The sequence below is a fragment of the Nonomuraea sp. NPDC059194 genome, from assembly GCF_042754765.1.
GTDB lineage: Bacteria > Actinomycetota > Actinomycetes > Streptosporangiales > Streptosporangiaceae > Nonomuraea.
In genome coordinates this window covers 1-25381 of record NZ_JBHZBH010000006.1, presented here as the reverse complement: position 1 = coordinate 25381, position 25381 = coordinate 1, and the positions used below count along the sequence as shown (strand labels likewise).

The 25381-nt window shown below is 71.4% G+C and carries 24 protein-coding genes; 12 read left to right on the top strand and 12 right to left on the bottom strand.

What is annotated here, in order from left to right; all coding sequences use genetic code 11:
- Positions 1 to 77: 77 nt before the first annotated feature.
- Genes ureA through ACFXJ8_RS10505 form a run of 3 tightly spaced genes read left to right on the top strand, consistent with a single transcriptional unit; the run spans position 78 to position 3457 of the window.
- Positions 78 to 755: an urease subunit gamma gene (gene ureA / locus ACFXJ8_RS10515; RefSeq protein WP_379643579.1), complete on the top strand. Its 678-nt coding sequence runs from the start codon at positions 78 to 80 to the stop codon at positions 753 to 755.
- Positions 755 to 2389 carry an urease subunit alpha gene (locus tag ACFXJ8_RS10510; protein WP_379643578.1) on the top strand — a complete coding sequence of 545 codons (1635 nt, stop codon included), beginning with the start codon at positions 755 to 757 and terminating at the stop codon, positions 2387 to 2389. The genes ureA and ACFXJ8_RS10510 overlap by 1 nt, the downstream gene beginning before the upstream one ends.
- Positions 2390 to 2407: 18 nt before the next feature.
- Positions 2408 to 3457, top strand: coding sequence for an agmatine/peptidylarginine deiminase (locus ACFXJ8_RS10505; RefSeq protein ID WP_379643577.1), 1050 nt, complete (start codon positions 2408 to 2410; stop codon positions 3455 to 3457).
- Between the two features lie 69 nt (positions 3458 to 3526).
- Here the strand turns inward: ACFXJ8_RS10505 and ACFXJ8_RS10500 are convergent, their stop codons facing one another.
- From ACFXJ8_RS10500 to ACFXJ8_RS10490, 3 genes are all read right to left on the bottom strand, one after another.
- Positions 3527 to 4099 carry a TetR/AcrR family transcriptional regulator gene (locus ACFXJ8_RS10500; RefSeq protein WP_379643576.1) on the bottom strand — a complete coding sequence of 191 codons (573 nt, stop codon included), beginning with the start codon at positions 4097 to 4099 and terminating at the stop codon, positions 3527 to 3529.
- Positions 4100 to 4182: 83 nt separating this feature from the next.
- Positions 4183 to 4983: an ArsR/SmtB family transcription factor gene (locus tag ACFXJ8_RS10495; protein WP_379643575.1), complete on the bottom strand. Its 801-nt coding sequence runs from the start codon at positions 4981 to 4983 to the stop codon at positions 4183 to 4185.
- A 33-nt stretch (positions 4984 to 5016) separates the two neighbouring features.
- A complete protein-coding gene (locus ACFXJ8_RS10490) occupies positions 5017 to 5334 on the bottom strand; it encodes a hypothetical protein (RefSeq protein WP_379643574.1) in 318 nt (105 codons plus the stop codon).
- A gap of 38 nt (positions 5335 to 5372) precedes the next feature.
- On the opposite strand from ACFXJ8_RS10490, the gene ACFXJ8_RS10485 reads away from it, so the two are divergent.
- Complete coding sequence (locus ACFXJ8_RS10485) at positions 5373 to 6059, top strand: B3/4 domain-containing protein (RefSeq protein ID WP_379643573.1); 687 nt, start codon at positions 5373 to 5375, stop codon at positions 6057 to 6059.
- Positions 6060 to 6107: 48 nt separating this feature from the next.
- Here the strand turns inward: ACFXJ8_RS10485 and ACFXJ8_RS10480 are convergent, their stop codons facing one another.
- The gene (locus ACFXJ8_RS10480; protein WP_379643572.1) at positions 6108 to 6860 is read right to left on the bottom strand and encodes a carbon monoxide dehydrogenase subunit G; all 753 of its coding nucleotides are present in this window, start codon (positions 6858 to 6860) and stop codon (positions 6108 to 6110) included.
- A gap of 242 nt (positions 6861 to 7102) precedes the next feature.
- Between ACFXJ8_RS10480 and ACFXJ8_RS10475 the strand changes: the two genes are divergently transcribed.
- The 4 genes from ACFXJ8_RS10475 (at position 7103) to ACFXJ8_RS10460 (ending at position 11565) form a co-directional block, all read left to right on the top strand.
- On the top strand, positions 7103 to 7798 hold the full coding sequence (locus tag ACFXJ8_RS10475) for a polysaccharide deacetylase family protein (RefSeq protein ID WP_379643571.1): 696 nt from the start codon (positions 7103 to 7105) through the stop codon (positions 7796 to 7798).
- A 230-nt stretch (positions 7799 to 8028) separates the two neighbouring features.
- A complete protein-coding gene (locus tag ACFXJ8_RS10470) occupies positions 8029 to 9369 on the top strand; it encodes a cytochrome ubiquinol oxidase subunit I (protein ID WP_379643570.1) in 1341 nt (446 codons plus the stop codon).
- Between the two features lie 10 nt (positions 9370 to 9379).
- A complete protein-coding gene (gene cydB, locus ACFXJ8_RS10465; protein ID WP_379643569.1) occupies positions 9380 to 10306 on the top strand; it encodes a cytochrome d ubiquinol oxidase subunit II in 927 nt (308 codons plus the stop codon).
- A gap of 29 nt (positions 10307 to 10335) precedes the next feature.
- Positions 10336 to 11565 carry an MFS transporter gene (locus tag ACFXJ8_RS10460; RefSeq protein ID WP_379643568.1) on the top strand — a complete coding sequence of 410 codons (1230 nt, stop codon included), beginning with the start codon at positions 10336 to 10338 and terminating at the stop codon, positions 11563 to 11565.
- Here ACFXJ8_RS10460 and ACFXJ8_RS10455 read toward each other — a convergent pair.
- The 8 genes from ACFXJ8_RS10455 to ACFXJ8_RS10420 form a co-directional block, all read right to left on the bottom strand.
- Positions 11555 to 11926, bottom strand: a complete 372-nt coding sequence (locus ACFXJ8_RS10455; protein WP_379643567.1) for a hypothetical protein — start codon at positions 11924 to 11926, stop codon at positions 11555 to 11557. The genes ACFXJ8_RS10460 and ACFXJ8_RS10455 overlap by 11 nt on opposite strands.
- Before the next feature lie 66 nt (positions 11927 to 11992).
- Entirely contained in the window at positions 11993 to 14347 is a 2355-nt protein-coding gene (cutA, locus tag ACFXJ8_RS10450) for an aerobic carbon-monoxide dehydrogenase large subunit (protein WP_379643566.1), read from the bottom strand.
- Positions 14344 to 14826 (bottom strand): (2Fe-2S)-binding protein, encoded by a 483-nt coding sequence (locus ACFXJ8_RS10445; RefSeq protein ID WP_379643565.1) that lies wholly within the window; start codon positions 14824 to 14826, stop codon positions 14344 to 14346. The genes cutA and ACFXJ8_RS10445 overlap by 4 nt, the downstream gene beginning before the upstream one ends.
- Positions 14816 to 15679, bottom strand: coding sequence for an FAD binding domain-containing protein (locus ACFXJ8_RS10440; RefSeq protein WP_379643564.1), 864 nt, complete (start codon positions 15677 to 15679; stop codon positions 14816 to 14818). The genes ACFXJ8_RS10445 and ACFXJ8_RS10440 overlap by 11 nt, the downstream gene beginning before the upstream one ends.
- Complete coding sequence (locus ACFXJ8_RS10435; RefSeq protein ID WP_379643563.1) at positions 15676 to 17034, bottom strand: uracil-xanthine permease family protein; 1359 nt, start codon at positions 17032 to 17034, stop codon at positions 15676 to 15678. The genes ACFXJ8_RS10440 and ACFXJ8_RS10435 overlap by 4 nt, the downstream gene beginning before the upstream one ends.
- 206 nt (positions 17035 to 17240) lie before the next feature.
- A complete protein-coding gene (locus tag ACFXJ8_RS10430; RefSeq protein ID WP_379643562.1) occupies positions 17241 to 18551 on the bottom strand; it encodes a uracil-xanthine permease family protein in 1311 nt (436 codons plus the stop codon).
- 82 nt (positions 18552 to 18633) lie between these two features.
- Positions 18634 to 18843 (bottom strand): RNA-binding S4 domain-containing protein, encoded by a 210-nt coding sequence (locus tag ACFXJ8_RS10425; protein ID WP_358141505.1) that lies wholly within the window; start codon positions 18841 to 18843, stop codon positions 18634 to 18636.
- Positions 18844 to 18853: 10 nt separating this feature from the next.
- Positions 18854 to 20434, bottom strand: a complete 1581-nt coding sequence (locus tag ACFXJ8_RS10420; RefSeq protein WP_379643561.1) for a PucR family transcriptional regulator — start codon at positions 20432 to 20434, stop codon at positions 18854 to 18856.
- Positions 20435 to 20544: 110 nt separating this feature from the next.
- Between ACFXJ8_RS10420 and ACFXJ8_RS10415 the strand changes: the two genes are divergently transcribed.
- From ACFXJ8_RS10415 to ACFXJ8_RS10400, 4 genes are all read left to right on the top strand, one after another.
- A complete protein-coding gene (locus ACFXJ8_RS10415; RefSeq protein ID WP_379643560.1) occupies positions 20545 to 21408 on the top strand; it encodes a DUF2877 domain-containing protein in 864 nt (287 codons plus the stop codon).
- A complete protein-coding gene (locus ACFXJ8_RS10410; RefSeq protein ID WP_379643559.1) occupies positions 21405 to 22760 on the top strand; it encodes an FdrA family protein in 1356 nt (451 codons plus the stop codon). The genes ACFXJ8_RS10415 and ACFXJ8_RS10410 overlap by 4 nt, the downstream gene beginning before the upstream one ends.
- Positions 22757 to 24136 (top strand): DUF1116 domain-containing protein, encoded by a 1380-nt coding sequence (locus ACFXJ8_RS10405; protein ID WP_379643558.1) that lies wholly within the window; start codon positions 22757 to 22759, stop codon positions 24134 to 24136. Before ACFXJ8_RS10410 ends, ACFXJ8_RS10405 begins: the two co-directional genes overlap by 4 nt.
- Before the next feature lie 136 nt (positions 24137 to 24272).
- On the top strand, positions 24273 to 25381 hold a 1109-nt coding region (locus ACFXJ8_RS10400; RefSeq protein ID WP_379643557.1), incomplete at its 3' end, for a serine/threonine-protein kinase.

Here is a 25381-nt window from a genome sequence, read left to right as displayed (position 1 = left end):
ACGGTCACCCGCGTCAGCGGTTCCCACCTGCGAATGTTCCACTGTTGCCATCGGGGCACCGAACGAAGGAGGCACTGGTGCGCTTGACGCCGACCGAGCGGGACCGGCTCCTGCTCTTCACCGCCGCGCAGCTCGCCCGCGCCAGGCGGGCCCGCGGCCTGCGCCTGAACGTCCCCGAGGCGACCGCGCTCATCGCCGACACGGTGTGCGAGGCGGCCAGAGACGGGGCCAGGCTGGCCGAGGCCATCGCCGCAGGCCAGGCGGTGCTGGGCCCCGGCGACGTGCTGCCCGGGGTGGCCGACATCGTCACCCAGGTGACGGTCGAGGCGGTCTTCGACGACGGCAGCAGGCTCGCGGTGGTCACCGACCCGCTGGGCGGCGGCTCGCTCGGCGAGGACGCGCCCGGAGCGGTCATCTCCAGGTCCACGTGGGAGCAGCAGTCGTCACCGGTGCTCGTCCAGGTGCTCAACACCGCCGAGGTGCCGATCTCCGTCTCCTCCCACTTCCACTTCTTCGAGGTCAACCCGCGCCTTCGCTTCCCGCGGCAGGAGGGGTACGGCATGCGGCTCAACGTGCCCGCGGGCGCGACCGTGCGGTTCGACCCTGGAGCGACGGTCCAGGTGGAGTTGGTGCCGATCGGCGGCGGCCGTACCGCGATCGGGTTCGCGGGTCTGGTGGACGGGCCGCTGGACGCGCCCGGAGCCAAGGAGGAGGCGCTGCGCAGAGCGCGCGCCTGCGGATACGAGGGGGCATAGTGCACGACTACATCGGGGTGCACGGGCCGCGCGCGGGCGACCTGGTACGGCTCGGCGACACGGGTCTGGTCGTCGAGGTGGAGCACGACTCGCAGGTGCCGGGTGAGGAGTTCCTCGCCGGGTTCGCCAAGACCGCCCGCGACGGCCTGCACCTGAAGGCCGCCTCCATCCGCGAGACCTGCGACCTGGTGATCAGCAACGTGCTGGTGATCGACGCGCTGCTCGGGGTCAGGAAGGTGTCGATCGGGGTGCGCCAGGGGCGCATCCACGCGATCGGCCGCGCCGGCAACCCCGACACGCTCGACGACGTGGACGTGGTGGTGGGCACCGGCACCACGATCGTCTCCGGCGAGGGGCTGATCGCCACGGCGGGCGCGATCGACACGCACGTCCACCTGATGTCGCCGCGGATCATGGAGGCGTCGCTGGCGTCGGGCGTGACCACGATCATCGGGCAGGAGTTCGGCCCGGTCTGGGGCGTGGGCGTCAACTCGCCGTGGGCGCTGCGCAACGCCTTCGCCGCCTTCGACGCCTGGCCGGTCAACATCGGCTTCCTGGCGCGCGGCTCGTCCTCGGTCGCCGATCCGCTGGTGGAGGCGCTGGTCGAGGGCGGGGCCTGCGGGTTCAAGGTGCACGAGGACATGGGCGCGCACACCAGGGCGCTCGACACCGCGCTGCGCGTGGCCGAGGAGCACGACGTGCAGGTGGCGCTGCACACCGACGGGCTGAACGAGTGCCTGTCGGTGGAGGACACGCTGGCCGTGCTTGAGGGCAGGACCATCCACGCCTTCCACATCGAGGGCTGCGGCGGCGGCCACGTCCCCAACGTGCTGCGCATGGCCGGCGTCGCCAACGTGATCGGCTCCTCGACCAACCCCACGCTGCCGTTCGGCCGCGACGCGCTCGGCGAGCACTACGACATGATCGTGGCCGCCCACGGCCTCAAACCCGACCTGCCCAGCGACCAGATCATCGCCCGCGAACGGATCAGGGCCGGCACGATGGGCGCTGAGAACGTCCTGCATGACCTGGGCGTCATCGGCATCACCTCCTCCGACGCGCAGGGCATGGGCCGCGCGGGCGAGACGGTCCGCCGTACCTTCCAGCTGGCCTCGCGGTTCTCGACCGGTGAGGCGGACAACGCGCGCGTGCTGCGCTTCATCGCCAAGCTGACCATCAACCCGGCGATCGCGCACGGCCTGTCGCACGAGGTCGGCTCGATCAGCGTCGGCAAGCTGGCCGACATCGTGCTGTGGAACCCCGCCTCGTTCGGCGCCAAGCCGTATCTGGTGCTCAAGGCGGGCTTTCCCGCGTGGGGCGTCACCGGCGACCCGAACGCCTCCATCGACTCCTGCCAGCCCCTGGTTTACGGCCCGCAGTTCGGCGGGCACGGCGCCACGCCCGCCGAGCTGTCGGTCGCCTTCGTCAGCGGGGTCGCGCAGACCCTGCCGACCAGGCGCCGCCAGGTGCCGGTACGCGGCACGCGCGGGATCGGACCGGCCTCGATGGTGCGCAACGACCGACTCGGCGAGGTCAGGGTCGACCCGCGCACCGGGCAGGTCACGCTCGACGGCGAGCTCATCGGCACCGAGCCCGCCTCGTCGGTCCCGCTCAGCCGCCTCTACTTCCTCTGACAGCGCGAAGGATTCACCATGACACCTGCCGCGACACCTACCGCCGACGGCTACCGGATGCCCGCCGAGTGGGAGCCGCACGCCCGCACCTGGATGGCCTTCCCGACCGAGAACCCGACCTTCACCGACCTGGAGGCCGCACGCAGGGCGTGGGGCCAGGTGGCCGACACGATCGCCAGGTACGAGCCCGTCGTGATGGTCGCCAACACCGGGGAGAGCGCCGACGCCCGCTACTGCCTCGACCCCGGCATCACCGTGGTCGAGCGGCCGATCGACGACGCGTGGATGCGCGACAGCGGCCCCACCTTCCTGGTGGACGGCAAGGGCGGGCTCGCCACGGCGAACTGGGTGTTCAACGGCTGGGGCCAGCAGAGCTTCGCCCGCTGGGACAACGACTCCAAGGTGGGCGCGCTCGTCTCGGAGATGGCCGAGGCGGTGCCGTACACCTCCTCGATGGTCAACGAGGGCGGTGGCATCCACGTGGACGGCGAGGGGACGGTGCTGCTGACGGAGACCGTCCAGCTCGACCCCTTCCGCAACCCCGGCTGGACCCGCGAGCAGGTCGAGGCGGAGCTGAAGGCGTTCATCGGCGCGGACAAGTGCCTGTGGATGCCGCGCGGGCTGACCGCCGACTACGGCCAGTACGGCACGCGCGGCCACATCGACGTCTTCGCCGCCTTCGTCCGCCCCGGCCTGGTGGTCGCGCACAGCCAGCCCGACCCCTCGCACCCCGACCACGAGGTCTGCCGCGAGAACATCGCCCTGCTGCGCTCGTTCACCGACGCCAGGGGCCGCGCGCTCGAGGTCGTCGAGGTGCCGGCGCCCACGGTGACGGAGGTGGACGGCGAGCCGGTCGACTACTCCTACATCAACCACTACCTCGCCAACGACGCGGTCATCCTGTGCGCCTTCGACGACCCGCGCGACCAGGAGGCCGCCGCGCTGTTCGCCAAGCTCTTCCCCTCGCGCACGGTCGAGCTGGTGGACGCGAGGGAGATCTTCGCGGGCGGCGGCGGCATCCACTGCATCACCCAGCAGCAGCCCGCCGTCTCCGGCATGCACGGATAGCGGGGCGGCTCTGAAGGACGGCTCGCGGGCCGGGGCGGTTTTGAAGGACGGCTCGCGGGCCGGGACGGGTCATCCCGTCACGGCCAGCAGCCTGCGCAGCGCTCCCGTCAGCACCTCGGGGTCCTTCAGCGCCGGGTCGGCCAGCGCCGTGGGCATGCCGAGCCCGTCGAGCAGCGCGAGCACCTGGCTGGCCAGCCGTACCGGATCGTCGGCCGCCGCGAAGCTGCCGTCGGCGAGCCCGTCGGCGATCACCTCGGCCAGCAGGGCGCGCCAGGCCGCGTAGTCGCGCAGGAACTCCCCCCGCCATTCCGCGTCCCGCAGCGCCCACCGCCACGACTCCACCCACACCCGCCAGCCGCCGCCCTCCTCGCCCGCGACGTGCCGGGCGATGTGGACCAGCCGTTCCCATGGCGGGCCGTGCAGCCCCTGCCTGGCCGCCTCCAGGTCGGTGTCCGCGGAGTGGCGGAAGGCGGCGACGAGCAGGTCCTCACGGTTGCCGAAGTAGTACTGCAGCGTGCTGATCGGGACTCCTGACACCTCGGCGACGTCGGCGAACCTGGTCGCCTCCGCGCCCCGCTCGGCGATCACCCGCGCGGCCCCTTCGAGCACGTCCTGCCTGCGCCGCCCGGCCCGTCTGCCCATGCCCCTCTATCTATCACGGGTTTATCCATCACGGGCCTGTCGCCCGCGAGTGCGCGGGGACGACGGGCCCGTGAGCGGTCAGGTCACTGGTCGGCGACGAGCTTGCCGCCCTCCAGGAAGGTCTTCAGCGCCGACAGGATCATGATCCAGCCCAGGCTGGTGCCCTCGAGCATCTTGCTCTCCGGGCTGTCGAAGCCGTCGTGGATGATCGTCAGCTTCATGCCCATCACCGGCACCTCGGCCGGCTCGATCTCGAAGGTCACCCGCGACCGCTCCTTGAGCGCCTCGGCGAACGCCTCGTCGGAGTCGAACAGCTGACGGTGCATGGGCTGGAGCGTGTGCCAGCTGAACGACAGCCGCTTGCCCGGCTCGGCCTCCAGGACCCGCTGGCCCAGCTCCTCGAACTCCCCGTCGGGGCTGGACTTCCACCGCACCGGCGAGCCGATCTCCCAGGTGGACTCCGGTCCCATGCCGCCCATGTAGATCTTGATCATCTCGGGATCGGTGAGGGCCTGGTAGAGCTTGTCCGCGGTGGTCTGGATGTAGGTCACGTAGACGAACTCGGGCTTGCTCATGGATGGTTCCTCCAGCGATTGCTTGAGTTGGGCCAGGATCGACAGCCGGGGTCGTTCGTAGCGGCCGATCCAGCGGTCGGCGAGCTCGTGGATGGGCACGGGGTTGAGGTAGTGCAGCTTCTCCCTGCCGTGCCGCACGGTGCTGACCAGGTTGGCGGCCTCCAGCAGCGCCAGATGCTTGCTCACGGCCTGCCTGCTCATGTCGAGCCCCTCGGTCAGCTCCAGCAGCGTCTGCCCGTTGCGCTCGTTGAGCCGGTCGAGCAGCTGTCTGCGGCTCGCGTCGGCGAGGGCTTTGAACACCGCGTCCACATCCACAAAATAGGCAACCATTTAGTTGCCTGTCTAGAGGCGCAGGAGGTCGCCGAGGATCGCCACACCCTCGCCGATCTCCGCGGGCGTCCTGGCGGCGTAACCCATGACCAGCCCCTGCGAGCCAGGACGCTGGCTGTGCCACGACAGCGGCTGGACCTTCACCCCGCGGGCCAGCGCGGCGGGCAGGCGGCCGTCGGCCATGGCGAGCCTGAGCCGCTGCGCCAGCCAGTCGGACAGGCCGCCCGTGGGCGCGTCGCCGACGTCCAGCTGAAGGAAGTCGGAGCCGTGCTTATGGACCTGTCGGACGCGCCGTGTTTGGACCTGTTCACCGGGCCATTGTCGCGGCAAGGTGGACGGGTGAGTTTCGTCGACCTCTAGGAACACCCATGGACTTCCAGCATGCGCCCCGGATCTGGGCGGACTTCCCCGCACTCGCGGCGGGCGTGCTCCTCGCGGACGGGATCACCGCCGACGCCACGCCCGATCTTGACAGGTTCACCGCCGTCGCCAAGGAGCGGCTCGCGGCGGGCACCGAGGCGGACTTCCCCGAGATCCAGGCCTGGCGGCGCACCTTTTCGGCGATGGGGCTGAAGCCGACCCAGTACCGGTGCGCGTCGGAGTCGCTGTTGCGGCGCTTCAGGAAGGAGGGGTCGCTGCCGCGCATCCACCCGCTGATCGACCTGTGCAACGCGATCTCGCTCGCGTATGCGATCCCCGTGGCGGTCTTCGACCGCGCCCACGTCGCGGGGAGCATGGAGGTTCGCTACGCGAGCGGGGAGGAGACCTACCTGACCTTCGGCGGCCAGACCGAGCGGCCCGAGCCCGGCGAGGTGATCTTCGCCGACGAGGAGGGGCGCGCGCACGCCCGCCGCTGGTCGAACAGGCAGAGCGGCCTGTCGGCCGTCAGGGACTCGACGAGCGCCGTCCTGATCGTCGCGGAGGCGATGCACGCGACGGCGCGCGCCGACGTCGAGGCGCTGACGGCGACGCTGGCCGAGGAACTGTCCCGCACCTGGCCAGTGCACCCCGAGACCTCGATCAGGGGCCGTCAGCCCCGGCCTGACCCCGCCTGAGCACCGGCAGGACCACCCGGCCAGGAGCCACCGGGCCGGATGGGGGTGTCAGCGGCGGCCTGCTCGGCCCAGGACCCAGCCGATCGCCGCGCTGCCCAGGGCGATGCCCGCGCCCATGCCGAAGGCGGCCAGCATGACCCACGGGCGGGTCTCGGTGTGGGCCTTCTCCGGGCGTGGCCGCTCGAAGACCTGGCCTGACGTCGCACTTCGGAGCTCGGGCGTAGCCGCCATGCCGTGCGCGGGGCCGACGGCGGGGCCCGCATCTCCGACGGCGGGGCCGGAGAGGCCCGCAACGCCGACGGGGGCCGCCTGGGCGGGGACGGCGATCGCGTGCCCCTGAGAAGGACCCGCGAGGGCGGGGACGCCCGCGACCAGGTGGGATTCGACGGCGCTGAAGAAGTCGCCCGCCGTACGCTTGGCGACCGAGCCGAGCATCCGCTGCCCCACCCCGCCGATCATCCCGCCGACCACCGCCTCGGCGTCGTAGTCGATCCGGGTGCCGCCCTCGACCTCGGCCAGCCGTACCTCCACGGTGGCATCGACTGTTCCGGGCGCGCCCTGCCCGCGCGCCCGCAACACGAAGCGCTCGGGTGGCAGCGGCTCCGACAGCGCCACCTCGCCCTGGTAGACACCCTTGATCGAGGCGACGCCGGCGCTGACCGTCATCCGGTAGGTGCCGGGGCCCGTCTCCTCCAGGCGCTCACAGCCCGGGATGGTGCGCACCAGCACCGCCGGGTCCTGGAGCGCGTCCCACACACGATCTCTGCCGATGCCGAGCACCGCACTGCCTGCGACCTTCACAAAGGCCACTCTAGGCAGGACCGGGCCCCTTCCTCATGGCAACTCACGCCGAGAATGTCCCAAGATCCATGGCAGGATGGGGCCCCATGGTCAGGGGGCGATTCGGGGCAAAGCGCGTGTCAGCGGGCATAACGGCGGCCGCGTTGGTCGCAGGGTGTACGGCAGCGCAGGAGCGCGGGTCCCCGCCGTCGCCGCCCGCCTCGACGGCGGCGCCGCAGCCTCGAGAGGAGGGCCCGCCCGGCGTGCTCCCCCGGCCCGGCGAGGTGAAGGAGATCCCCTCGGACGGCTCGGTCCTGCCGGTGATCAGCTCGATCCCCACCAGGCGCAAGGTGGTGTTCCTGACCATCGACGACGGCTGGGAGCAGGATCCCGGCTTCGTCAGGCAGGTGCGCGAGCAGCGGATCCCGATCACCGCGTTCGTCACGCGCGACGCGGTGGAGGCGCTGGGCGCGCCCGATCCCGCGGGCGGCGAGGGCAAGTACGTCGGCCGCGGCAAGTGGGGCTACGTCCGGCAGTTGCGCGAGGCGGGCGTGCCGATCGAGAACCACACCCTCACCCACCCCAACCTCCGCACGCTCGGCTACACCGCGCAGAAGGCCGAGATCTGCGGGTCGTCCAAGCTGATCCGCAAGCACATCGGCGCCCGCCCGACGCTGTTCAGGCCGCCGTTCGGCAACTACGGCGCCGACACCCTGCGGGCCGCCAAGGCGTGCGGCATCGAGGCGCTGCTGCTCTGGACGGCGACCGTGCAGCCGGGCGGGAAGATCGCCTACCAGGTGCCGGACAAGCGGCTGCGCCCCGGCGACATCCTGCTGCTGCACTTCCGGCCCAACCTGGCCAGGGACTTCGCGATCCTGGTCGCCAAGATCAGGCGCAGGGGCTACGAGCTCGGCAACCTGGACGCCTATCTGAAGGCGGCCCTCCGCCGGGCGAAGTAGGGGCGGATCAGCCGCACGGGTGACGCGCGGCGGCCCCCCGACCGGCGATCGTTGACCTCGGAGGGGGGAACTCCAGGGGGCTCTCAAGGGGTGCGAGGTGTGCGGCCTCGCACCCCTTGAGCATGTCTGTGACGAAGATCGCAGCACCTCCCCGTCGCTTTGCTCTACAGCTCGTAGTACTACTTTTAGTAGAACTACAACTCGTAGAGCTCCAAGCCCGTGAGGGGAAAATGGACGCGCTAGACCTGGCACGGTGGCAGTTCGGGGTGACCACCGTTTACCACTTTCTGTTCGTACCGTTGACGATCGGTCTCGGGGTGTTCGTCGCCGGACTCCAGACCGCCTGGCACCGCACCGGCAAGGAGCACTACCTGCGCCTGACGAAGTTCTTCGGGAAGCTGTTCCTGATCAACTTCGCGATGGGCGTGGTGACGGGCATCGTGCAGGAGTTCCAGTTCGGCATGAACTGGAGCGAGTACTCCGTGTTCGTCGGCGACGTCTTCGGCGCCCCGCTGGCGCTGGAGGCGCTGCTCGCCTTCTTCATGGAGTCGACGTTCCTGGGCCTGTGGATCTTCGGGTGGGACAAGCTGCCGAAGCGCGTCCATCTGGCCACCATCTGGGCGGCGGTGATCGGCTCGAACCTGTCCGCCTACTTCATCCTCGCCGCCAACGCGTGGATGAAGCACCCCGTCGGCTACGAGGTGGTGGACGGCAAGGCGCGGATGACCGACCTGTGGGCGGTGCTGACCAACTCCACCGCGCTCGCCCAGGTGCCGCACGTGATCGCCACGAGCTTCATCGTGGCGGGCGGGTTCGTGCTGGCGGTCAGCGGCTACCGGCTGCTCAAAGGCGACACCACCTTCAGGAGCCCGCTGCGCGGCGCGCTGGTCATGACCGCGATCGCCGGGGCCGTCGTGGCGGGCTCGGGCGACATGTCGGGCAAGCTCATGTACGAACAGCAGCCGATGAAGCTGGCCGCCGCAGAGGGACTGACGCACGACACCAAGGGCGCGCCCTTCCACGTGCTGCCCGGCATCGAGATCCCCAAGCTGCTCAGCTTCCTGTCGGCCAACGACTTCGAGGCCACCGTCCAGGGCACCGAGGACATCCAGCGTCGCCTGGAAAAGCAGTTCGGCCCCGGCGACTACCGGCCCGACCAGCAGGTCGTCTTCTGGTCCTACCGGGTGATGATCAGCTTCGGCCTGTCGGCCGTGGCACTGTCGGTGCTCGGCCTGTGGCTGACCCGCAGGCGCAGGCAGGTGCCGCCGTGGTACGCCAGGGCGCTGGTGCTGGCGCTCCCGCTGCCGCTGCTGGCCGTCATCGCGGGCTGGCTGCTCAGCGAGATCGGGCGGCAGCCGTGGACGGTCGCCGGAGAGCTGCTGACCGCCTCCAGCGTCTCGCCCGGGGTGTCGCTGGCCGAGGTGGCCACGTCGCTGACGCTGTTCACCCTCCTGTACGGCGTGCTCGCGGTGGCCGAGGCCGTCCTGCTGGTCAGGAGCGTCAAGAAGGGTCCAGAACAGCTTCCCGCGCCGGCCCGCGAGCCGGTGCGCGAACCCTCGCTCATGTACTGAGGAGAGCACAGTGATCGAATTGTGGTTCGTCATCATCGCCTTCCTCTGGACCGGCTACTTCGTCCTTGAAGGCTTCGACTTCGGGGTCGGCATGCTGTCGCCGTTCCTGGCCAGGAACGAGGGGCAGCGCAAGCAGATCCTGCAGACCATCGGCCCGGTGTGGGACGGCAACGAGGTCTGGCTGATCACCGCGGTGGGCGCGATGTTCGCCGCCTTCCCCGCCTGGTACGCCGGTTTCCTCAGCTCCTTCTACCTGCCGCTCACGCTCGTGCTGGCCGGGCTGATCGTGCGCGGGGTGTCGCTGGAGTGGCGCGGCAAGCTGGAGCACGCCTCCGACCGCGCCTGGGCCGACGTGGGCATCCTGGTCGGCAGCGCGCTGCCCGCCTTCCTCTGGGGCGCCGTCTTCGCCGACGTGCTGCTGAACAGCGGCGTGGCCGCCCTGGTGGGCGGCGCGTTCTCGCTGGCGGTCGCGGTGCTGCACGGCGCGGTGTTCCTGGCGCTCAGAACCGAGGGCCAGGTACGGCGGCGCGCCCGCGCCGCCGCCATGGGCGCCGCCTGCGCCGTCATCCCGCTGGCGAGCTTCGCCCTGTCGGCCGTCCCCGGCGACGGCGACCTCCCGGTGTGGCTCGCCTCGGGCGGCGCCATGGCGCTCCTGGCCGCGGGCGGCTCGCTGATCTGGCGGCGCAGGGAGGGCTGGGCGTTCGCCGCCACGGCGGGCGCGATCGTGCTGACCTCGGCGGCGCTGTTCGGGATGCTGGCGGCCAGGCCGCTGCCGGGGCTGACGCTGGCCGAGGCCGCCTCGGGCCCGTACACGCTCGGCGTGCTGACCTGGATCGGCCTGGCCGTCCTGCCGTTCGTGCTGGTCTACCAGGGCTGGACGTACTGGGTGTTCAGGAAGCGGATCGCCGCCCCCGCCCGCGCCCAGGTGAGCCACTAGGTCGCTCGGCGGTCTGGTTGGATGCCGGGATGAGTCTCTTACGGCAACGCGGTTTCCTGCTCCTGTTCGGCGCGGACACCATCAGCCAGGTCGGCACGCAGGTCAGCATGGTGGCGCTGCCGCTGGTGGCGGTGATGGCGCTGCGCGCCTCGCCGTTCGAGATGGGTCTGCTGGTCGCGGCGGAGACCGCCGCGTTCCTGCTCATCGGCCTGCCCGCGGGGGTGTGGGTGGACCGGCTGCGCCGCCGTCCGATCCTCATCACCGGCGATCTGGTGCGGGCCGTCCTGCTGGCCTCGGTGCCGGTGGCGTGGTGGCTGGGCGTGCTGTCGATGCCGCAGCTCTACGTGGTGGGCCTGTGCGTCAGCGTGGCGACCGTGTTCTTCGACATCGCCTACCAGAGCTATCTGCCGTCGCTGGTCGAGCGCGAGCAGATCGTGGAGGGCAACGCGAAGCTGGAGATCGTCCGCTCGGGCGCGCAGGTGGCGGGTCCCGGCGCGGCCGGATGGCTGGTGCAGCTCGTCACCGCGCCGGTGGCGATCCTGGTCGACGCGGTCAGCTTCCTGGTGTCGGGCCTGCTGCTGGCGGGCATCAGGTCCGACAGGGACGTCCCGGCCCGCGACGAGCGGCGCGGCCTTGTCAGGGAGATCGGCGAGGGCCTGTCGTTCGTGCTGCGCCACCCCATCCTGCGCATGATCGCCGCCTGTACGGCCAGCGCCAACCTGGCACACGCGATGAACAACGCGCTCGCCGTGCTCTTCCTCGTCAACGTCGTCGGCGTCACGCCGGGCATGATGGGCTTGCTGTTCTCGGTCGCGGGCGTCGGCGGGCTGGCGGGCGCGGCACTGGTCGGCCCGATGTCGAGGCGGGTGGGCTCGGCCAGAACGATCTGGCTGTCGGTCCTGCTCACCACGCCGTTCGTCCTACTGGTGCCGCTCGCCGCGCAGGGCTGGCGGCTCGGCCTGTACGCCTTCGCCTGGTTCGTCGTCGGCGCGGGCATCGTCGTCTACAACGTGTCGCAGGTCAGCTTCCGCCAGGCGATCACTCCCGACCACCTGCTGGGCAGGATGAACGCGACGATGCGGTTCATCGTGTGGGGCACGCTGCCGTTGGGCGCGCTCATCGGCGGCACGTTGGGCCAGCACCTGGGCGTGGTGCCCGCGCTGTGGATCGCCTGCGCGCTGATGCCGCTGGCGGTGATCCCGCTGCTGCTGTCGCCGCTGCGGAAGATGCGCGACCTGCCGGAGCCGCTCAGCCCTTGACCCTGTGGTCCTTCAGGTGAAGGTCACCGCCAAGCCTGCGCTGCACCCGCTCCAGCACCGCCCTGCTGGACAGGGCCGTCCAGAGGGGGCCGACCAGGTGCGGGTTGTACTCGGGCGCGGTGTCCATCCAGGCGTCCTTGCCCTGCTGGGTGGCGAACGTGGTGAGAAAGAACTCGCCGTCGCCGGTCTCGCAGTGGCCCTGCCTGAGCTCGCGGGCGTCGATCTGGATGTGGGGCGTGCACCCGGCCTTGGCGGCCAGTTGCTCGACGGTCATCGGCCCGGAGGCGGCGCCATAGCCGCCGTCTCCCGGGGAGCAGGCCGCGAGCACCAGCACGAATGCCGCTGTGCGGAGATAGGTCATCACGCCGGAAGGTACGCAGCCCCCGTGGGCGAGGTTCAGCGCCCGCCGCGGGTGCTCGTAGCTCGCTCACCCACCGGATCTTAGGTGGAACAGCTCCGACGGCGAGATCGGCATCCGGTCGATCGGCAGGCCCTCGGCGTCCTCGACCGCGCCGGCGATGACGGCGGCGACCGGGATGACGCCCGCCTCGCCCGCGCCCTTCAGGCCCAGCGGGTTGAGTGGCGAAGGCGTCTCCAGGTGGTCGGTCTCGATGTGCGGGACCTCCGTTGCATACGGCATGAGGAAGTCCATGAACGAGGCGTTGAGCAGCTGGCCGTGGGAGTCGTAGGCCATCCGCTCGTACAGCGCCCCGCCGACGCCCTGCGCGACGCCGCCGTGGATCTGCCCCTCGACGATCATCGGGTTGATGAGCTTGCCGCAGTCGTGGACGACGGCGTAGCGCAGGATGCGGATCTCGGCGGTGTCCCGGTCGGTCTCGACGATGGCGGCGTGCATGCCGGCGGCGAAGGTGGAGCGCAGCGGCGAGTAGTAGTCGCGGCCCTCCAGGCCCGGCTCGTCGCCCTCGGCCACGGGCGGCTTGTCGTAGGCGGCGGCGCCGGTGAACTGCGTCGCCTTGGCCGTCTCGGCGTCGAAGGAGTAGCGCAGCGGGTTGGACAGCACCGCGACCGTGGACAGCGGGATGGCGGCCGACGGCGCGCCGACGACGTGGACGAGCCCGTCGGTGATCTCCAGGTCGCCCGGGTCGGCCTCCAGCGCCTCTGCCGCGATCCGCAGCGCCTTGTCGCGCACCTTCCTGCAGGCCAGGGCGATCGCGTTGCCGCTGAGGACGGCGGCGCGGGAGGCGAAGGTGCCCACGGCGTACCCGAACCTGCGGGTGTCGCCGGTGACCACGGAGACCCGCTCGATCGGCACGCCGAGCTCGGTGGCTGCGATCTGCGCGAACACCGTCTCGTGGCCCTGGCCCTGCGAGGTGAGGCCGGTGGACACGTGCACCCGCCCGTCGGAGGTGACCTGCACGTGCCCGCCCTCGTAGGGGCCCACTCCGGTGCCCTCGACGTAGCAGCCGATGCCGATGCCAAGGCCGGGCCGCTTCTCGAAGTCGTCCCAGCCGATGAGGTCCTTCAGCATGGCCAGCATGGCGGGGTAGTCACCGCTGTCGTAGATCAGCGGCCGGCCGTCCTGGAAGATCATGCCCTGGTCGTAGGGGAAGTCGTCCGGCTGGATGAAGTTGGCCGCCCGCACCTCGGTGCGGTCCTTGCCGAGGTACTGGGCGATCTTGTCCATGGTCCGCTCCATGCAGAAGACGCCCTGCGGGCGGCCCGCGCCCCGGTACGGCGTGACCTGCACGGTGTTGGTGTAGATCGAGCTGAACTCGACCCGGTAGGCGCCGATCTTGTAGGGGCCGAGCAGCTGGGTCGAGGTGATGATCGGCACGATGATCCCGTACGGCGTGTACGCCCCGTGGTCGTGCAGGATCGTGACGTCCAGGCCGAGGACGTGGCCCTCGTCGTCGAAGCCGACCCGCACGTGCTGCACCTGGCCGCGCTCGTGCGCGGAGGAGATGAAGTGCTCGCGCCGGTCCTCGGTCCACTTCAGCTCGCGGCCGAGCAGCATCGCGGCCCATGGCACGAGGATCTCTTCAGGCCACGGGTGCACGATCTTCACGCCGAAGCCGCCGCCGACGTCGGGCGCGATCACCTCGACGTGCGGGAGCGGCAGGTCGAGCTTGGCGGCGATGGCCATCCTGACGCTGGTGGAGGTCTGGGTGGAGGAGTAAACGCGCAGGTCGGTGCCGTCCCATCGGGCGTGGACGCCGCGCCCCTCCAGCGGGGTGCACGCGCTGCGCTCGATGTCGAGCCGGAAGGTCAGCGTGTGCGGGGCGGCCTCGATGGCCTCGCGGGCGTGCTGCCCGGCCCGCGACGGGACCTCCTGCACCAGGTGGGCGCCGACGTTGCCGGGCACGTCGTCGTGGACCAGCGCCGCGCCCTGGACCGCCTCCTCGATGCCGACGACCGGTTTGAGCAGCTCGTAGTGGACCTCGATCCGGGCGCAGGCGTCCTCGGCGAGGTAGCGGTCTTCGGCGACGACCATGACGACGGGCTCGCCGACGTGTCTGACGAACTCCTTGGCCAGGGCGTAGGCGGTGCGGCCGTGGGTGAGCGCGGGATGCGGGATGAGCAGCGGGAGCGGCTCGGCGACGCGGCCCGGCAGGTCCTCCCAGGTGTAGACGGCGACCAGCCCCTCGATGTCGAGCGCCCCTGAGACGTCGATATCGAGGATGCGGGCGTGCGCATGCGGGGAGCGCACGAAGGCGACGGCCAGCGCGTCGCGACCGAGGTCGTCGAGGAAGCGGCCCTGCCCGGTGAGCAGGCGGGGGTCCTCCTTGCGCTGGACCCGCTCGCCGAACAGCCGCGTCGTCATCGGCCCTCCTCCTCCGCGATCAGCTCAGCCGCCCGGTGGACGGACTTGATGATGTTCTGGTAGCCGGTGCACCTGCACAGGTTGCCGGAGATCCCCTCCAGGACCTCCTCGTCGGTGGGCGCGGGGTTGTCCCTCAGCAGCGCGGTGGCCGTGCAGAGGAAGCCCGGGGTGCAGAAGCCGCACTGCAGCCCGTGGCACTCGGCGAAGGCCCGCTGCACGGGCGACATCCCGTCGGGGCCCGCCAGCCCTTCGACCGTGGTGATCTCTCTCCCGTCCACGGTCACGGCGAGCGTCAGGCACGAGCGCACGGGCTCGCCGTCCAGCAGCACCGTGCAGCAGCCGCACACGCCGTGCTCGCAGCCCACGTGGGTGCCGGTCAGCCCGAGGTCGTGGCGCAGGCAGTCGGACAGCAGCCTGCGCGCGGGCACGCTCACCCGTTGGGCGATGCCGTTGACGACCAGCGTGATGTCATGCCGCATTTCTCGCCGCCTCTGTCAGCGCCCGCACCGCCAGCACCCCGACCAGGTGCCTGCGGTACTCGGCGGTCGCGTGGATGTCGGAGTCCGGTTCGGTCCTGTCCTGTACGGCCCGCGCCACGCCCGCCCAGTCGACGGTCGAGGCGGGCCGCCGCTCGCACTCCTGGCTCACGTCGGCCACGATCGGCACGGGCCCGACGCCGACGCACGCGACCTTCGCGCTCGCCACCCGCAGGTCGTCGTCGAGCACGACGAGGGCGGCGACACCGGCGAGGGCGAAGTCGCCGTGCCGCCTGGCCACCTCGACGAACGCGGTGCCCGCCCGCTCGGGCAGCGCGGGGAAGAAGGCCGAGACGGCCAGCTCGCCCGGCTCGAGCGCCGACTCCAGCGGCCCGGTGAAGAACTCGCCGGCCGGCACGTCGCGCATGGCCTCGGGGCGGGCCAGCCGTACGGTGCCGCCGAGCAGTGCCAGCACGGCGGGCAGTTCGGCGGCGGGGTCGGCGTGCACGAGGCTGCCGACCACGGTGCCGCGGTTGCGGATCACCGGATGCGCCACCAGTTTGAGCGCCTGGCGCAGCAGCGGCTGCGCCAGCGCGACCTCCTCCGAGCGCTCCACCTGGGAGTGGCGGGCCAGCGCGCCGACGCGCACGCCCGCCCCCTCGATCCCGAAGGGTTCGAGGGCCTGAATCCGGTTGATGTCGATCAGCTGCTCGGGCGCGGCCAGGCGCATGTTGAGCAGCGGGATCAGGCTCTGGCCCCCGGCCAGCACCTTGCCGTGCGCCCCCGCCTCGGCGAGGGCCTCGAGGGCCGCGCCGAGATCGCGGGGCGCACGGTAGACGAACGGGGCGGGTTTCACCCGGTGCGCTCCCTCACTGCCGGTGTTCGGCTGCCCGCGATCCCGCGCAGCAGGTGGTAGCCGCCCACCACCACGATGGTGCCGAGCGCGATGCCGTCCAGAACGAATTCGCTGCTGATCACGTGCTTGACCGGTCCGATCGCCAGGATGATGCCCGCGCCTATCGGGACCATGTTGACGGGGTCGGAGAAGTCGACCCTGTTCTCGATCCAGATCTTGGCGCCGAGAAGACCGATCATGCCGTAGAGGATGACGGTGACGCCGCCGAGCACGCCGCCCGGCGTGGCGGCGACCAGCGCGCCGAACTTCGGGCACAGCCCGAACAGGATCGCGATGACGCCCGCGATGTAGTAGGCGGCCGTGGAGTAGACGCGGGTGGCGGCCATGACGCCGATGTTCTCGGCGTAGGTGGTGGTGGGCGAGCCGCCGACCGCGCTGGTGATCATCGTGCCGACGCCGTCGGCGGCCACCGCGCGGCCCATGTAGGGGTCGACGTCGGTGCCGGTCATCTCGCCGACGGCCTTGACGTGGCCGATGTTCTCGGCGATCAGCGCGATCACCGCGGGCAGCACCAGCAGCGCGGCGGAGAACCTGAAGTCGGGCAGGTGCATGCTCGGCAGCCCGATCCAGTCGGCCTGGGCGACCGCGTCGAGGTTCACCCGGGGATGGGTGTCGATCTTGCCGGTGCCCGCGTTGAAGGCGGTGATGTTCCCGAAGACCTTGTCGGCCGCCCAGGACAGCACGAACCCGGCGACCAGCCCGATGAGGATGCCGATCCGGCCGATGAAGCCCTTGAACGCGACGATCACCACGAACGTGATCAGCATCGTGACCAGCGCCATCCACTGGTCCTGCGGCCAGTAGACGTCGGCGACGACGAACGCGAGGCCGAAGCCGATCAGCATGACCACCGCGCCGGTGACGATCGGCGGGAAGATCTTGTGGATGATCTGCACGCCCAGCACGTGGATCGCCACACCGGCCAGGAACAGCACGAATCCCGCGACGAGGATGGCGCCGGTCACGATGGCGTCGACGCCCGCCGTGTCGCCGCCGAAGGCCGCCCTGATCGCCAGCACGCCGCCGACGAAGGAGGCGCTGGTGCCGAGGTAGCTGGGGATCTTGCCCTTGACGATCAGTAGGAACAGGATCGTCGCGACGCCGGACATCATGATCGCGACGTTCGGGTCGAGGCCCATGACCAGCGGGAACACGAACGTCGCGCCGAACATCGCGATCACGTGCTGCGCGCCGAACCCCACCATGCGGGGCCAGGAGAGTCGCTCGTCAGGCTTGACGACCTCTCCGGGGGCCAGATGTTTGCCGTCTCCGTGTTTCGTCCAACCCAAAACCATGAGAGCCCCTCTGTTCGCGCTCCATCGGTTCGGTGGCCGCCCCGCAGGCCGTTGCGGGCACATTAGGACGTCTCCGGCGGGCGTTCACCGGCATGATCTGCCAACGTTCGTCATCCCGTACGGCAAGCCGGGTCATGCGCCCTCGGTGACCAACCGATACCGCACGCCGTACCCCGCCGTGGAGACCCCCACCCCAACCGGGGTCGTCAGTTCCGGTTGACGGCGCGCAGTCCGTGGTAGCCGGCCAGCAGGACGATGGTGCCAAGAGCGATGCCGCTGAGCGCGAAGGTGTCCGACATGGGGAAGGCCACGGGGCCGATGGCGCAGATGATGCCCGCGCCGACCGGCACCAGGTTGACGGGGTCGTTGAGGTCGACCTTGTTCTCGATCCAGATCTTGGCGCCGAGCAGGCCGATCATGCCGTACAGGATGGTCGTCACGCCGCCGAGCACGCCGCCAGGGGTGGCCGCCACCAGCGCGCCGAACTTCGGGCACAGCCCGAACAGGATCGCGATCACGGCCGCCACGTAGTAGGCGGCCGTGGAGTAGACGCGGGTGGCCGCCATGACGCCGATGTTCTCCGCGTAGGTGGTCGTGGCCGGGCCGCCGACCGCGGTCGAGACGACCGTGCCGACGCCGTCAGCCATGACCGCCCGCCCCATGTAGGCGTCGACGTCGGCGCCCGTCATCTCGCCCACGGCCTTGACGTGGCCGACGTTCTCCGCGATCAGCGCGATGACCACCGGCAGCACCAGCACGATCGCCGACACCTCGAACACGGGGCCGTGCAGGGTCGGCAGGCCGATCCAGTCGGCCTGCGCGACCGCCTCGAAGCTCACCCTGAAGTGCTCGGTGACCTTGCCGTCGCCGCCGGGCGAGGTGATCGGCCCGCCCGTCCTGTCCCACACCCAGGACAGGACGAACCCGAAGACCAGGCCGAGCAGCACGCCGATCCGGCCGAGGAAGCCGCGCAGGACGCCGATGAACACGAACGTCGCCAGCATCGTGATGAGCGCCACCCACGGGTCCTGCGGCCAGTAGACGTCGGCCGCCACGTAGGCCATGCCGAACCCGATCAGCATGACGACCCCGCCGGTCACGATCGGCGGGAAGACGCGGTGGATGATCCGCACGCCCAGCAGGTGGATCGCCAGGCCCGCCAGGCCGAGCACGACGCCGACCGCCAGCAGCGCGCCCGTCACGGTGCCGTCGCCGCCGCCCGCGGCCCTGATCGCCACGACCGCGCCGACGAACGAGGCGCTCGATCCGACGTAGCTGGGGATCCTCCCCTTCACGATCAACAGGAAGATGATCGTGGCGACGCCCGACATCATCACGGCCAGGTTCGCGTCCAGGCCCATCACCAGGGGGAAGACGAACGTCGCGCCGAACATCGCGATCACGTGCTGCGCGCCGAAGCCCACCATGCGCGGCCAGGTCAGCCGCTCGCCGGGCTTGACCACCTCGCCCGGCTCCAGCGCCTTCCCCTCGCCGTGCAGCTTCCACCCCAGCGCCATCGGACCACTTCCCAACCTGCGGTTATGTCTCCTACCAGATGTCGGAGAGAACCTTAGAGGCTGGGCGGGAGCGCTCGGTACGTCAGGCCACGTGGATGGTGAACCCGTCGCCGCTGACGACCTGCCCCGACCTGATCTTGCAGGTCTTGCGGAGCTCGACCTCCCCGTCGACCAGCACCATCCCCTCGGCGATCAGGTGCTTGGCCATCCCCCCTGTCTCGGTGACGCCGCAGTATTTCAGCAGGTCGCACAGCGGGATGTAGTCGGAGTTGAGCTCGAAGTCCAGGTCCACGGACGACAGCCTAGATGCCCCGCATGCGCAGCACGTGCAGGGCCAGGGTCAGGTTGAGCCGCAGGTGGGGGTCCTCGGTGAAGTTGCCGAGCAGCCGTTCGAGCTTGCCGATGCGGTAGCGCAGCGTGTTGTAGTGGAAGTGCAGGCGCCTGGCCGTCTCTGCGACGTTCAGGTTCGTCTCCAGCAGCACCTGCAGCGTCCTGCGCAGGTCGGCGTTCTCGGTGTCGTCGTCGGCGGCCAGCGGGCCGAGCGTCTCGCGCACGAAGGCGTGCAGCTCGGCGGTGTCGTTGACCAGCGACAGCAGCCGGTAGACGCCGAGCTGGTCGAAGTGGGCGACCGCGCCGGGGCCGTGCAGCTGCCGGCCGACCCGTGCCGCCTTCAGCGCCTGGCCGTAGGCCTCGGGCAGGCTGTCGGCGCCGGGGCAGCTGCGGCTGGTGCCGGTGGAGAAGGTGCCGACGGAGGAGGCGTCGGCGAAGGCCGCCGCCGCGTCGCGGGCCACCTTGGAGCTGTCGACGAGGGCGTCGACGACGGCGACCACCTCGTGGGAGAAGCCCGCGGCCGCGCCGCATGGATCGTGGCGGCGCATGGCGGAGGTCCACGAGGCGACCAGGCGGTCCTGCGCGGTGCGCTCGTCGCACTCGGGGTCGAGCTCGGCGACCAGGACGGTGACCGGCCGTTCGAGGTCCCAGCCAAAGGCGCGCGACCTGTTGGCGATCCGCTCGGCCGAGCCCGCCCTGCCGGTCAGCACGTCGCGCAGGAAGTCGGCGCGGTACTTGCTCTCGACCGCGTTGACCGCGTCCTGCCTGGTGATGACGAGCGCGGCGACGGTGGCGGCGCGCTCCAGGATGCCGATGTCGCTGTCGCGGATCGGGCCCGCGGGGCTGTGGGCGACGATCCTGCCGTGGTGGTGGCCGCCCGCCACGACCGGCACCGAGACGACCTCGCCGGTACGGCCGGCCGTACCGGCCATACGGCGCAGGGCGGCGACGTGCTCGGGCGGACCCGCGCAGGCCAGCACCCTGCCGGCGCCGTCGACGGCGGCGACGGCCACGTCGAGCAGGGCCGCGACCTCGGTGGCCACCTCGCCGAGCCCGCCTCCGGCCAGCACCACCTGGACCAGCGCCCGGTGCGCCTCCTCGGCGCGGACGAGCACGGCCGCCTGCCTGTTGAGGATGTCGGTGAGCACCTGGTTGAGGATGTCGTCGAAGCCGACGTCGTTGGGCAGCACGATCAGCGGGAAGCCGAGCCTGTCGGCCTGGGCGACCATCTCGGCGGGCAGCTCGTCGACGTAGCGGCCGAGCTTGATGGCCAGCGCCGCCAGGCCGCGTTCGTCGAGGTCGGCGACCAGGCGGTCGAGCGACTGGGGGGTGTTGCGCAGCGGGTAGCCGGTGGTCAGCAGCAGCTCGTGCGGCTTGACCCAGGCCAGGATGTCGGGGACCTCCATCACGTTGAGCCGCTGGACGATCCGGTCGAGACCGGACCGCCCCGCGATCAGCGTGGCCTTGGCGAGCGTGGAGACGCCCAGCACCTCGCCCACCGAGACGCCGTGGATGATCGTTCCGGTGCTGGCCAGGCGGACAGGGGGCTCCATGAGGCGATTGTGACTGATGAACCCGTGTGTCAGGAAGAGCCAACCTTTTGACCGACTGTTGGCACATTTCTCCGTACGGAGGGGTGAAACCCCGCTCTACCGTCGGGACCATGACGCTCGGCACGCAGAGAAGGGTCCAGCCGCGCATCCACCTCACGGGGGCGGCGAGCGCGGCCGTCCGACCTGTGCTGGAGTCGGCCAGGGTGCCGGCGCGGGTGCTGGCGACGGTGTCCGTGGGCGTGTACCTGGAGGTGCGGACCCAGCTGGAGCCTTCCGTGATCGCGATGATCACCGGCGATGCGACCAGGCTGCCCAACTCGGTGCTGCTGGCCGGCGAGCTGCCGCGGGTGAACGTGGGCGACGAGGCCGCCGTCGGCGACGGCGTGATCGAGGTGGGCCGCTACCGGGTCAGGGCCCGCCGCTGGTGGGACCCCGCGCCCGCGCTGCCCGGCGTGGATCTCGAACGGCTGGCCCAGGCCGTGCCCGCGATGTCGCCCAGGACCTCCAGGCGACCTGGCCTGGAGGACAACGCCGCCATCTCCCAGCTGGCGGCCGGCTGCGCGCAGGCATCGCTGGTGCGCGCCGTGACCGCCGCCGAACAACTCGTGGGCCTCGGGCCCGGCCTGACCCCCAGCGGCGACGACGTGCTCGCCGGCCTGCTGGTGGCGCTGCGCCACCTGGGCTCGGCCGCGCGGGTCGAGCGGGCGGTGTGGCTGGCCGACTGGCTGGCCGCCGCCGTCACCTTCGACGCCGGCACCCGCACCACCGCGATCTCGGCGACGCTGCTGCACTGCGCGGCCAGAGGAGAGGCCAGCCCCGAGGTCACCGGCGTGCTGCGCGGCATCGCCGGCGCCCAGCCGATCGAGCCCGCGCTGAGACGGCTGCTGCATCTGGGCCACACCTCGGGCGCCGACCTCGCCCAGGGCCTGCGCATCGGCCTCGACTCGGTGCTGGCTCTCGGAGCGGACTCATGAACTCCCTGGTGAAACTGGTCCCCGGCGTCTACCACGACTCGGTGAGCCTGATGCGGGTCAGCCAGGCGCTGATGACGACGCCGGGCGTGGAGGTGGCCGTCGTCGCCATGGCCACGCCGCTCAACCTCGACCTGGCCAGGGAGCTGGGCTTCGACCTGCCCTCGGCGGCGCCCTCAGGGTCCGAGCTGCTGGTGGCGCTGCGGGCGCGGGACGTGGCGGCCGCGACGGGCGAGCTCGACCGCCTGCTGGGCGAGCTGTCGAGCCGCTCGCCCGCGCGGGCGTCGGAGGACTTCCCTCCGCGCACCACCCGCTCGGCGGCCAGGACGGGGGAGGCGAACCTGGTGCTGGTCTCCGTGCCGGGCGAGCACGCCTTCGCCGAGGCGCTCGACGCCGTCGAGGCGGGCCTGCCTGTGATGATCTTCAGCGACAACCTGCCCGTGGAGCAGGAGGTGCTGCTCAAGCGGCTGGCAGAGGAGCGCGGCGGGCTCGTCATGGGCCCCGACTGCGGGACCGCCGTGATCGGCGGGGCCGGGCTGGGGTTCGCCAACGTGCTGCGGCCAGGAGCCGTCGGCGTGGTCGCCGCCTCCGGTACGGGGGCGCAGCACGTGACCTCGCTGCTGGATGCGGCAGGGGTCGGCGTGAGCCACGTGCTCGGCGTCGGGAGCAGAGACCTGTCCGCCCAGGTGGGCGGGCTGTCGGCGATGCGGGCGCTGCGCTGGCTCGACGACGATCCGGGGACCGAGCTGATCGTGCTGGTCTCCAAGCCGCCCGCGCCCGAGGTGGCGCGTGCCGTACAGGAGGTCGTGGACAAGCTGCGCACGCCCGTGGTGCAGGCGCTGCTGGGCGTCTCGGGCGGCGACCTGACCACGGCAGCGGAGAGCGCGCTGCGCGCGCTCGGCCTCGAACCGCCCGACTGGCCCTCGTGGAGCAGGCCGGTCACGCGCGGCCCCGTCAGGGGCCTGTACTCCGGCGGCACGCTGTGCACCGAGGCGTCGCTGATCACCCCCGGCGGCTTCGTCGACTACGGCGACGACGTGTTCACCAGGGGCAGGGCGCACCCGATGATCGACCCGACGCTCAGGCTCGAAGCCCTCGCCAAGGTCGAGCCGGGCGAGGTGGCGCTGATGGACGTGGTGCTCGGGCACGGCGCCGACCCCGACCCTGCGCTGCGGCTGGCCCCCGCGATCGAGGCCGCGACCGGCAGGGGCGTCCAGGTGGTGATCGCCCTGGTCGGCACCGAGGGCGACCCGCAGGGGCTGCGCCGCCAGGCCGCGGCGCTGTACGAGGCGGGCGCGGCCGTCTTCACCTCCAACGCCCACGCCGCACGTCACGCCGCAGGGAGCGCCACATGAGCCCGCTGCCCGTCGATCCGCACGTCATCACGGTCGGCGCCGACCTGCTCGGCGAGGCGCTGGACGCCCAGGCCGTACCCAGGACCGCGGTCGACTGGCGGCCCCCGCTGCCCGGCACCGCCGCCGCGCTGGCCGCGGTGCTGGCCGACCCGCGCAGGAGCGCCGCCAACGAGGTCGCCGTCGGCCGCCTGCTGAGCGCCCGCCCCCAGCTCGTCGACGTACGGCCGGCCGCCGACGCGCTCGGCCTCGACAGGGGGACGTTCCTGCACGCGGGCCCGCCGATCACCTGGGAGCGGGCCTCGGGGCCCATGCGCGGCGCGCTGATCGGCGCGATGCTGCTCGAAGGCCTGGCCACCACGGTCGAGGAGGCCGAGCGCGCCCTGGCCGCGGGCGAGGTCACGCTCGACTCCTGCCACCACCACCGCACGGTCGGTCCGATGGCGGGCGTGGTCAGCCCGTCCATGTGGGTGTTCGAGGTGCGCGACGCCGAGCACGGCGGCACCGCCTACTGCTCGCTCAACGAGGGCCTGGGCAAGGTGCTGCGCTACGGCGCCTACGGCCCCGAGGTGCTCGAACGGCTGCGCTGGATGGGCGAGGTGCTCGGCCCCGCCCTGCGCGACGCGCTGCGGATCAGCGGCCCGATCGACCTGCGCGCGCTCATCGCGCAGGCGCTGCAGATGGGCGACGAGCTCCACAACCGCAACCGCGCCGCCACCTCGCTGTTCCTGCGGGAGCTGGCGCCCGCGCTGGTCGAGGCGGCGCCCACGCGCGCGGCCGAGGTGCTGCGCTTCGCCGGGGGCAACGACCACTTCTTCCTCAACCCCGCCATGGCCGCCTGCAAGGTCAGCACCGACGCCGCCCGCGGCGTGCCGGGCTCCTCGCTGGTGGTGGCCATGGCCCGCAACGGCACCGACTTCGGCGTGCAGGTCTCCGGCCTGGGCGAGCGCTGGTTCACCGGGCCCGCGGGCGTGCCCGACGGTCTCTATCTCGGCGCGTACGGCCCCGCCGACGCCAACCCCGACATCGGCGACTCGACGATCACCGAGACCTCGGGGCTGGGCGGCTTCGCCATGGCCGGGGCGCCCGCCATCGTCAGGTTCGTCGGCGGCGAGGTCGGCGACGCGATCACGGCCACCCGCTCGATGTACGAGATCACGCTCGCCGAGCATCCCGCCTACCAGATTCCCGGGCTCGGCTTCCGCGGCACGCCCGTGGGCATCGACGTGGCGCTCGTCGCCAGGACGGGGCTGCTTCCCGTCGTCAACACCGGCATCGCCGGCAAGATCCCGGGAACGGGACAAGTGGGCGCCGGGCTGGTGAGTCCGCCCGCGGAGGCCTTCATTGCCGCGCTCAACGCGCTCGCATTCGATAAGTGATCAATTAGCTGTTTTCGCGTTCCCGCACGTCACCTGGCCATAACCGGCCGTTTCATTACGTCGGCTTCCGTTTACTAATCGCATGCCGATATGGTGTCGAACCTCGCAATTCGGCATAGGGAATAGGGGGCGGGAGATGTCTGACCGCTTGCTCGGAAAGGTCCCTGCCGAGGGACCTGGCGTGCCGGGGGGCGCCGAGAGCCAGGGTCGTTTGATCGGACGCAGGTACAAGCTGCTGTCCCCGGTGGGCAGGGGCGGCATGGGCATGGTGTGGCACGCGCACGACGTGCTGCTCGACAGGTCCGTGGCGGTGAAGGAGCTGATCCTTCCCTACGGGCTCGACCACGCGGGCAAGCAGGTGGCCCACCGGCGCATGATGCGCGAGGCCCGCTCCGCCGCCCGCCTCGGCCACCCGGGGATCGTGACCGTCCACGACGTGGTCGAGGAGGACGGGCGGCCATGGATCGTGATGGAGCTGGTCCGAGCGTGGTCGCTGGAGCAGGCCGTACGGCAGAGCGGCCCGCTGCCCGTCGTCCAGGCCGCCGAGATCGGCATCAGGGTGCTCGACGCGCTCAGGCACGCGCACGCGGCGGGGATACTCCACCGTGACGTCAAGCCGGGCAACGTCCTGCTCACCGCCGACCGGGTCGTGCTGACCGACTTCGGCATCGCGGCCATCGAGGGCGACGTGTCGATCACGCAGACGGGGCTGCTGATGGGCTCGCCCGCCTACGTTCCGCCGGAGCGGCTGTCGGGACAGCCCATCACTCAGGCTGCCGACCTGTGGTCCTTCGGGGCGACCCTCTACGCGGCCGTGGAGGGGCGGCCGCCGTACGAGGGGCCCGACGCGATCGCCGTGCTCGGCGCGGTGCTGACGCAGGAGCCGATCAGGCCCCAGCGGGCCGGCGCCATGCTGCCGGTCATCGAGGGGCTGCTGCGCAAGAACCCGGCCGAACGGATGACCGCGGCGCAGGTCGCCGACCTGCTCGAACGCATGCTGGCCAGTCACGGCGGCTCCCCGCGCTCGACGGGGCCGATCCCGACGCCGTCGGACTCGACGCCCGCGCACCTGCTGCCGCCGCTCGACCCGCCGTCGGGGCCACTGCCGTCGCGGATCGTGGAGACGCCGTCTGGTCCGGTGCGGGTACCGTACGACCCGGCTTCGGGGGAGATCTCAGGGGGCACTTCAGGGGGGACTTCTGGGGGGACTTCTGGGGGGACTTCTGGGGGGACTTCTGGGGGGAC